Here is an 8,654-nt window from a genome sequence, read left to right as displayed (position 1 = left end):
TGCGATATGATTTTTGCATCTTTTACAAGGGGAGATTATGCCAATCATCTCTCTTATGTGGGTTCGCGCATTTATATGTACTTGAAAACATATAAATCACTAAAAAGCTTATCTAGCTTGGACTTCACGCTGTAAACACTGTCTACAAAGTTAGAAAAACCTCAATAGGGCTCAATTAGGACTCAATGCCTGAGTCTGGTTGCGCTTATTGATACGTTGAAGACTTGTATTGGATATGTAGTATATAACGAACTATATAATAAGCTTATAGTACGTTGATTATGTCAAATAGTGGAAATTGCTAAGTACGTATAAGCGCATGAACCCACAGTGGCGAAGTCTTGTGGTAAAACGTCTTAGTAACATTTAGGACTGTATTGACAGTAACGGCATGACGGAACCAGAAACCAACGTTTGTGCGAATTACGATGAATCGTGGAAAGTGGCGATTGAACAGTATTTCGAGCCATTCGTTGCCTTCTTCTTCCCCGAAGCCCATCGGGAGATCGCGTAGGAGCGGGGATACGAATTCCTCGATAAGGAATTCAATCAGATTGTTCGGGATGCTGAAATTGGCACGCGCTTCGTTGATAAGCACAAGATATCATCAATATATTCCTGGTGCTGGATAGCATGATGCGCCTGCCGGAATCGCTGGAAGTTACCTTGCGGGATGAACTCAGACAATTCGAGGAGGAAAATCAAATGCCCTACATTAGCAGCATTGAGCGCATTGGACGACTTGAAGGACGACTTGAAGGACGCACAGAAGAAAGGCACGAACTTGTCCGCATTATCTTCGTAAATCGCTTTGGCATTATTGACGAAGAACTGGAAACAATTGTGGAGCCGTTAACAAACTTGCCTATGTCCGAACTTAGTAGCTTGCTGTTATCACTCTCGAATCTCTCGCAGGAAGAACTTCTTGCACGCTTCGGACAAAATACACCCTAAGTCAACAAGTAAGTCGGTATAAATAAAGTTAACTCGTCCTTTGTCATTTGTTATTAGTCATTTGTAAGTTTAGCGATTGGGTTTGAGCGTTATGACACCATAGGCATCTGGAGAAAGATAATCTTGGGCAGCTGCCATCAAGTCAGTTGCATTCAAAGCTTGAACGATCGCTGGGTAATCAAACGCTGGTTCCAAATTGCCTACCATAGATTGATAGTAGCCGTATAAAGTAGCGCGATCGCTGGGTGTCTCATTGCCAAAAATAAACCTGTTAGCGACTTTTGTCTGAATTCGAGCAATTTCTGCTTCTTTCACCATCTCCACTTGCAGGTTGCGTATGTGTTGGACTATTGCCGCTTCTACATCTGGCAAATTTTCCACCGGACAATGAGCCATGATATAAAAAGTCCCTTGCAACCGTTGGGTGAGATTGCTGACAGAAATATGGGAAACCAATCCTCGTTCTTCTCGTAAATCCTGTACCAGCCTTGAAGTTAGACCGTGTCCGAGAATTCCTGCCAAAACATCTAACGCATAAGTTTTACTTAGTTCAGCTAACCCCGGTACCCGCCAAACCATCACTAATCTTGCTTGTTGAAGACTTTCATCCACAAACTCTCTACGGACAATTTCTGTAAATGGAGGTTCTGGGGTTAATGCTAATTGCTGGCGGTTGACGGTTGAGGGTTGATGTCGGTAACTCTCTTGAAATCCTTCAGCAACAATTTTGATTAACTCATCTACAGGCAAATTACCCACAGCCACAGCAGTTAGCGATTGCGGTTGGTACCAAGTTGCGTGAAAATCCCTCATTTGTTGGGGTTGAAGTTGCGAAATGACAGCTTCTGGACCCAAGACGGAACGCCGATAGGGCAGTTCATTAAAAGCTATCTCCATGGAACGTTGAAAAGTCCGACGGCGGGGATTATCTTCCGACCGCCGAATTTCTTCAAGAACCACCAATCGCTCGCGTTCAAAGGCTTCATCTGGTATAGAAGCATTAAGTACCACATCAATTTGTAGCGGTGCAAGTTCTGCAAAATCCTTAGGAGCCGTTGTGATGTAGTAGTGGGTGTAATCTTGGCTGGTTGCGGCGTTTGTCACAGCACCTCGCTCTTCAATTCGACGTTCAAACTCTCCGCTTACCAATTGCTCAGTACCTTTAAAAACCATATGCTCTAAAAAGTGAGCCACACCGTTAATTGCATGAGACTCTACCGCTGAGCCAACATTCACCCACAAGCTCAGGTTAACAGCTTCAATCGGCATCTGCTCAGCTACGATTGTTAAACCGTTGGGCAATTGGTGAAGCTTTGGGGCGTTCAGACGGGGACACTTTAGCAGCGTTGATGTCATTGGTACTTTAAAAGATGAGCCTATACTCTTCTATCTTACAAGAATTAAAATCGGTACCGAAATTATCACCTGACAACCGAGAATTTGCTTAATTCGATCTATTTTATACATTGGCTGCTATTATTTTCATTTAATTACAGCCTGATTTAAGTAGATTTTCTTAATTTTGGCATTTCGTCCATTGTTTACCAAATATTTTGTAAAAAATGTTACATACAATAATTGTTAAATTAAATGGCAAAGCTGAGGTGAACTACCCACCACTAACCCGGAGTACCGAGTATAGTGGGGGACTTACGCCGATGCCCGTTAACAGTTAAGTAAGGCGACACAATAAAACATCACAATGTTAACTTCTGTTAAGAGCCTTAAAGTCGATGTAACTACTAACCACTAATCACTAACAGCCCTCACACATAAATGAATTATCCAAGCCACTATTGCTCATAAATATTTTAAGATTATGATAGGAATATTAAGAAATATGTCATAGAGAGCAATGCCAAGTCATCGTGTTGGCAACAGCAAATCCCGTGTCGCAGTTATTGGTGCCGGTATTGGTGGTCTGACCGCCGGTGCATTATTAGCCCGTAAAGGTTACAGTGTTTTAATATTGGATCGAGCCCTCGTACCGGGGGGTTGTGCTTCAACATTCAAACGCAAAGGGTTTACTTTTGATGTAGGGGCAACTCAAGTCGCTGGGTTGGAACCGGGGGGAATTCATCACCGCATCTTCTCTGAGTTAGAAATTGACCTACCTAAAGCAACACCCTGTGACCCTGCTTGTGCAGTCTATTTACCAGGGGAGGATACACCAATCAATGTTTGGCGTAACCCAGAGAAATGGAAAGAAGAACGACAAAGGCAATTTCCCGGTAGCGAAATGTTTTGGCAGTTAATGGCTGCTTTATTTAAAGCAAGTTGGGAATTTCAAGGACGAGATCCGGTACTCCCGCCACGTAACTTATGGGACTTGTTGCAGTTAACCAAGGCAGTCCGTCCCAGTACATTTATTACTGTCCCTTACACTTTATTTACGGTTGGGGATGCTTTGCGTGCCTACGGGTTGGCAGAGGACTACCGCTTAAGGTTATTTTTAGATTTACAACTCAAGCTATATTCTCAAGTTGATGCAGAGGAGACAGCTTTACTTTATGCAGCAACAGCACTAAGTGTATCCCAGGAACCCCAAGGGCTTTACCATCTTCATGGTAGTATGCAAGCTCTGAGCGATCGCTTGGTAGAAGCGCTAGAAAGAGATGGTGGCAAATTGCTGATGCGCCATAGTGTAGAACATATCAACGTAGAGAAAGGCAAAGCAACCGGTGTTGTTATTCGCAATCAAAAAACGGGAGAGGTGTGGACAGAACCCGTTGACCACGTAGTTGCCAATGTGACAGTACAAAATTTAGTACAGTTGTTAGGAGAGAAAGTTCCCAGAGGATACAAGCAACGAGTGGAAAAACTCCCGCCTTCATCCGGTGCATTTGTGGTGTATTTGGGTGTTGATGCAAGTGCCATTCCCTCAGAATGTCCTCCCCATCTTCAGTTTCTCTACGATCCTAACGGTCCTATCGGTGATAATAATTCCCTGTTCGTTTCCGTAAGCCGTCCCGGAGATGGTCGTGCCCCCGATGGAGATGCCACAATTATTGCTTCCTCCTTTGTAGACACAGACCCGTGGTGGCGCACTGAAGACTACGAAGGGTTAAAACAGCACTATACACAAGACGCTATCCGCCGTCTTGCCAAATTCTTCTACTTAAAACCAGAAACCATTATCCACATAGAAGCCGCAACTCCCCGTACCTTTGCCCGTTATACAGCACGAGACAAAGGCATTGTTGGCGGTATCGGTCAAAGGATACCTACCTTTGGACCTTTCGGTTTTGCCAATCGTACACCTATCGCTCGTTTATGGCTAGTAGGAGATTCCACCCATCCCGGTGAAGGAACTGCGGGTGTAAGTTACTCAGCACTGACGGTGCTGCGGCAAATTGAGGCGCAAACAAAGTAGCGGCAAATTTACTACGAACTGACTACTGCTGCCCTTCGCTAGTTGGCGGTTGCTCAGTAGTGGGTTCCTCAGGAGGAGATTCTGCAGGCGATTCCTGTTGTGGTTCAACTTCTGGTTGGGGAGGATTGAGAAACTCTTCCCAAGCCCTAATTTGCTCTCTTGCAGAACTATATGCAGCAGTTCCTCTGGGAATGAGTCTAGCTGTCTCAATACCCTTAGCAATATCAGATTCTCCCTGGGCACGAGCTATATCTAATAATTGCTGGCTCCATTGGTCAACAGCTACACTAACGTCACTCCATAATCCGCTACCTTGGGGAACTCTATTCGCTACCCGAATTGCCTCGGCTAAAGCCTCTGGAGTTCCAATGAGTGCTGTTTCTCGGGCTTTCTTCCAGTTTTCTTTTGCACGGAGTTGCCCTCTCCACTCATCTATCGATGCTTGTGCTTCACCAGAAAGTGCCCGCCCTGGTGTGATTTGTCTTGCTGTTTCAATTGCTGAAGGCAAATCTCCACTACTTGCCAGTGTCCTTGCTCTTTCTAAATATGGCTGGTCTTCAATTCGCTGGACTTTTTCTGTCCAACTTGCAATTTTTCCTCTTGCTTCGCGGTATAATGCACGACCTCTACGAACTTGATTTGCTTCGGCAATCGCTGCTTGCAAAGAGTTCACATCCTCATACATTGCTATTTGCTCGGCACGATCCAAGTAAGGTCGGTCTTCAATAACTTGTATTTGGGCAGTCCAGCGACCAATTTCTTGTCTTGCTTCCTGGGCGCGGGGGTTGTTAGCAGGAACGAGTTGTGCCTCTGCAATAGCTGCTGATAAATCGCTAACAGTCCCTTGGGTTGCCAGCGTTCTCGCTTTTTCCAAACGGGAGACATCTTCAATTTCCAGTTGCCACAGCGCAATCAACTTCTGTGCTTTTTCATACACTGGTCGGGAAATGTCTATTGTTTGAGCTTGGGAGATGGCTGATTCCAAGCCGGCAACAGTACCCGTCCACGCACTTCTTTGGGCTTCTGCGATCGCGATAAAGTCTTCTACTTCTAACTGTAGCCCCGTTACGGGAGGAACTTTCTGTGCTAGCTCGATAGCTGCGTCCGCATTCCGTTTGTTTAGCCTTGCTTGTGCGATTGCCAGTATTTTGCGTCCAAATTCGGTCAGTGTCTGTTGCGCTTTCCGATAAACGTAACTATCTTTCTCAATAGATTCTGTCAGCTTGATAGCTTTGAGTATGTTCTCTACCGAACCACTTTCAGCTAAACCATTGGCTTTGGCTAACTTATCACCATCTTCCCGCGCACTCACGATTAGACGGTTTAGTTCGTCGTATTTAACCGTTGACCAATAATTGTTATCTACTCGCAACAACTTAGAAGACAGCATAAATGCTTGATGCCAGTGTTGTTCGCGCAACTCTTCTTCTGAGGCTTTATAAATTTCCTCTGCCTTTGACCAAATTGACTGCCATTTAGTAATTTGTTCTTCTACTAATTTATAGGCAGAAACATCATTAGGAACTTTGCGAGCCGTAGCAATTGCTTTGTCCAGGCTACCTGATTGAAAACTCTGGTCTGCCAGATCCAAAATATCCTTTGACCACTCTTCCATGTAGCGCTCGATTTCCCCACGCAGCGGGTGGCTTTCCGGAAGTTGCTTTACTAGGTCAATTGCTTGTAGAAGGTCTTTCTCCGTCTGCTTGGAAGCTGCCAGTTGAGCGCAGTGCAGCCGTACTGATGCGCTTGCCAGGGGCCAGAAAATGGATGGGCAATTGGGCGCTGATGGCAACTTTAGCAGCATTGCTGTTGCCATGAAAGCGATCGCACCTGGAACCAATGCCAATAGTAGCGTCCACAGCACCCAACTTTTCGTCCATTCCGGCAGTTTTCTAGAACCGCCAAGTACATTTGGTTTGGTTAACTGACGCTCTGCTGGTTGCTTTTCAGAATTGCTTTCTTTTGGGCGCTTCACAGACTTGGGGTTAGAACCAGTAGCTGGTACACCAGACGCATCAGTGCTGTTCAATTGTTTCTTGGGGGATAATCCTGTCATATTATCTGGCTCTCTTGCTCTACCTGGCAACCAACTTTCTGGTATATCCCGCTCTGCTGTCATTGCTCACACCAAAAATAAACGAATAGCGACTGTTATAGCTCCAATCCTCTGCTGTTGCCATAGTAACTTTCCCATTTTTGGAAAGCTATCTATATACAAGATAATACCTTCTCTAGTACCACAAATCCCCAACTTTGAAAGTTTTTTTTTATACTCTATCTTCCGGTAGAAGCTTCTGTTTGCAAATCTACAATAAGTTGAGCTAAATCTTCGCGGCTGGCATTGTATACTGTACCGCAAAAATGGCAAGTTGCTTCTGCACCATTATCTTTAATCATCATATCTTCCAATTCTGCTTCTCCCAACATCTTGAGAGCTCCGAGTACCCGGTCAAAGGAGCAACCACAGTGGAAGCGTAGCATTTGGGTTTCGGGAAAGATATAAAGACCCATATCACCCAGTAGATCCTGAAAGATTTCTGTCAAAGTCTTACCTGCTTGCAGCAAAGGTGTAAATCCCCTTAAAGCCGCTACCCGTGATTCCAAAGTTTCCACAAGAGCTTCATCTCTGGCGGCTTTTGGCAACACTTGCACTAGTAGACCTCCAGCTGCGCTAACTCCACTTGGTTCTACAAAAACACCCAAAACCACAGCTGAGGGCGTTTGTTCTGAACTCGTCAGGTAATGAGCTACGTCGTCTCCTATTTCACCAGAAACGAGTTCTACCGTACTGGAGTAAGGGTAGCCATAGCCCACATCCCGCACAACATAGAGAAACCCGCTACCAACTGCACCCCCAACATCCAACTTCCCTTTACTATTGGGAGGTAGTTCCACATCCGGATTTTCTACATAGCCGCGTACTGTTCCATCCAAGCCGGCATCTACCAGTATTCCTCCCAATGGGCCATCACCCTTAACTCGGACATTTACTCTAGATCCACTGCGCTTCATACTTGAAGCCATTAAAAGCCCTGCTGCCATAGTTCTACCTAAAGCAGCAGTTGCCACGTAGGAAAGTTTGTGCTTCACTCTTGCTTCTTCTGTTAAACGTGTTGTAATCACGCCTACTGCACGAATGCCACCCTCAGCTGCTGTAGCACGAATTAATTGGTCGGCCATGAAAAACCTTTACTCACAGTGTCTGACTGACATACCCTGCTATTATGCAAGGGAATGATACTTAGCTTATTATAACAAAACTTAACTTAAACATCTGTGGCTTGAGTAGGCTAGAATTCTGCTATGCAAAAGCTGTCCTTTGCTATTTGTCCTTTGTCCTAAGTATAGGACTAATGACCAATGACCAAGGACTAAATTCAATTGCGCCCACTTACTCAATTACTAAATATTAACTGAAAAATGCTAGGTAATTTTCAAAAAAGTCAACTACGGGTGGAAATTGAAGCATCAGCCAGCGCAATTCGTAACAGTTTACTGCGTCCTACAGAACTAGAAAAATGGTTGCCTTCAAGTCGCTTACCCTTTGGATTGCCAGAAGAACTTCAATCTGGAGTTGAGTTTACTACTCGCATTGGACCCGTCTCGATTCACCATCACGTGAATGTGGCTGGTTCCAACTGTTTGCGCTTGTTACTCAGTCAAGGCATAGACGGATTTCACGAATGGTATTGGGGCGATGGTTGGGTGCAATCTCGTATAGAAGGAGTCTCCGTCCTACCAATTTCTTTAGGGCAAACTTTGAATTTGTTAAGTTTGCGTCAGTTTTTAACTATTTCCAGCTAGAAGTCCCACACTGTATTCCTTCTTAGGATCGGTGAAGGTATGAATAGCTGCAACAAATACGAATCGTCCCTCAATATAAAGGCTGTGCGGACATTGAAGGAAGATTCGTATTTGTTAATTAATTCTAGTTGAGTGGTCTGGAGAATTGCTAGACCTTAGTAGTGTTTACTCTCAAGTTTTACAGGATACTGTTAAACGAGTCCATCTCGCTTTTGCTCGTTATATTAAAGGTGATAAAAATGGTAAGCGGAGTGGCAAACCTCGGTTCAAGTCAGAATCTAGTTTTAAATCTTTTACTTACACTCAAGTTTTAGATGGGTGGATTAATGGTAATCGAATTAAACTTCCCAAAATAGGAGAAGTAGAAATAATCTTTTGTACCGAAAGAGTTGTCAGATAAAATTCACGATTGTCAAGCGTGTAATGTTGGCATTATATGCCGTGACATCAATGCGGCAGTCAACATAAAACGAGTTGGTAGTGAACGTTTTTCCAACTATAAAAAGCCGGCGGGGGAAATTGA

At 44.4% G+C, this 8,654-nt stretch carries 8 protein-coding genes; 5 read left to right on the top strand and 3 right to left on the bottom strand.

Going from position 1 to position 8,654, the window contains the following annotated elements; genetic code table 11:
- The first annotated feature begins 391 nt into the window (after positions 1-391).
- Complete coding sequence (locus ACYRY3_RS21720; protein ID WP_460203707.1) at positions 392-514, top strand: hypothetical protein; 123 nt, start codon at positions 392-394, stop codon at positions 512-514.
- A 119-nt stretch (positions 515-633) separates the two neighbouring features.
- Positions 634-954, top strand: a complete 321-nt coding sequence (locus ACYRY3_RS21715; RefSeq protein ID WP_460203706.1) for a hypothetical protein — start codon at positions 634-636, stop codon at positions 952-954.
- A 69-nt stretch (positions 955-1,023) separates the two neighbouring features.
- On the opposite strand, the gene ACYRY3_RS21710 is transcribed toward ACYRY3_RS21715, so the two are convergent.
- Positions 1,024-2,310 (bottom strand): M16 family metallopeptidase, encoded by a 1,287-nt coding sequence (locus ACYRY3_RS21710; RefSeq protein WP_460203705.1) that lies wholly within the window; start codon positions 2,308-2,310, stop codon positions 1,024-1,026.
- 499 nt (positions 2,311-2,809) lie between these two features.
- Here ACYRY3_RS21710 and crtD point away from each other — a divergent pair, with 499 nt between their 5' ends.
- Positions 2,810-4,327, top strand: coding sequence for a C-3',4' desaturase CrtD (gene crtD / locus ACYRY3_RS21705; RefSeq protein ID WP_460203704.1), 1,518 nt, complete (start codon positions 2,810-2,812; stop codon positions 4,325-4,327).
- A gap of 22 nt (positions 4,328-4,349) precedes the next feature.
- Here crtD and ACYRY3_RS21700 read toward each other — a convergent pair whose 3' ends face one another.
- Together ACYRY3_RS21700 and hslO are read right to left on the bottom strand one after the other, a co-directional pair.
- A complete protein-coding gene (locus ACYRY3_RS21700; protein WP_460203703.1) occupies positions 4,350-6,446 on the bottom strand; it encodes a chromosome segregation ATPase in 2,097 nt (698 codons plus the stop codon).
- A gap of 155 nt (positions 6,447-6,601) precedes the next feature.
- Positions 6,602-7,507, bottom strand: coding sequence for an Hsp33 family molecular chaperone HslO (gene hslO, locus ACYRY3_RS21695; RefSeq protein ID WP_460203702.1), 906 nt, complete (start codon positions 7,505-7,507; stop codon positions 6,602-6,604).
- Positions 7,508-7,747: 240 nt separating this feature from the next.
- Here hslO and ACYRY3_RS21690 point away from each other — a divergent pair, with 240 nt between their 5' ends.
- Together ACYRY3_RS21690 and ACYRY3_RS21685 are read left to right on the top strand one after the other, a co-directional pair.
- A complete protein-coding gene (locus ACYRY3_RS21690; RefSeq protein ID WP_460203701.1) occupies positions 7,748-8,131 on the top strand; it encodes a hypothetical protein in 384 nt (127 codons plus the stop codon).
- A gap of 145 nt (positions 8,132-8,276) precedes the next feature.
- Positions 8,277-8,531 carry a hypothetical protein gene (locus ACYRY3_RS21685; protein ID WP_460203700.1) on the top strand — a complete coding sequence of 85 codons (255 nt, stop codon included), beginning with the start codon at positions 8,277-8,279 and terminating at the stop codon, positions 8,529-8,531.
- Positions 8,532-8,654 lie beyond the last annotated feature (123 nt).

The sequence above is a fragment of the Scytonema sp. NUACC21 genome, from assembly GCF_054684315.1.
The sequence above is the reverse complement of the archived record's forward strand: the minus strand, read 5'-3'. Positions and strand labels throughout refer to the sequence as shown.

Coding starts and splice junctions, on each gene's coding strand:
- ACYRY3_RS21720 (WP_460203707.1), top strand. CDS start 392: ATGACGGAACCAGAAACCAACGTTTGTGCGAATTACGATGAATCGTGG.
- ACYRY3_RS21715 (WP_460203706.1), top strand. CDS start 634: ATGATGCGCCTGCCGGAATCGCTGGAAGTTACCTTGCGGGATGAACTC.
- ACYRY3_RS21710 (WP_460203705.1), bottom strand. CDS start 2,310: ATGACATCAACGCTGCTAAAGTGTCCCCGTCTGAACGCCCCAAAGCTT.
- crtD (WP_460203704.1), top strand. CDS start 2,810: ATGCCAAGTCATCGTGTTGGCAACAGCAAATCCCGTGTCGCAGTTATT.
- ACYRY3_RS21700 (WP_460203703.1), bottom strand. CDS start 6,446: ATGACAGCAGAGCGGGATATACCAGAAAGTTGGTTGCCAGGTAGAGCA.
- hslO (WP_460203702.1), bottom strand. CDS start 7,507: ATGGCCGACCAATTAATTCGTGCTACAGCAGCTGAGGGTGGCATTCGT.
- ACYRY3_RS21690 (WP_460203701.1), top strand. CDS start 7,748: ATGCTAGGTAATTTTCAAAAAAGTCAACTACGGGTGGAAATTGAAGCA.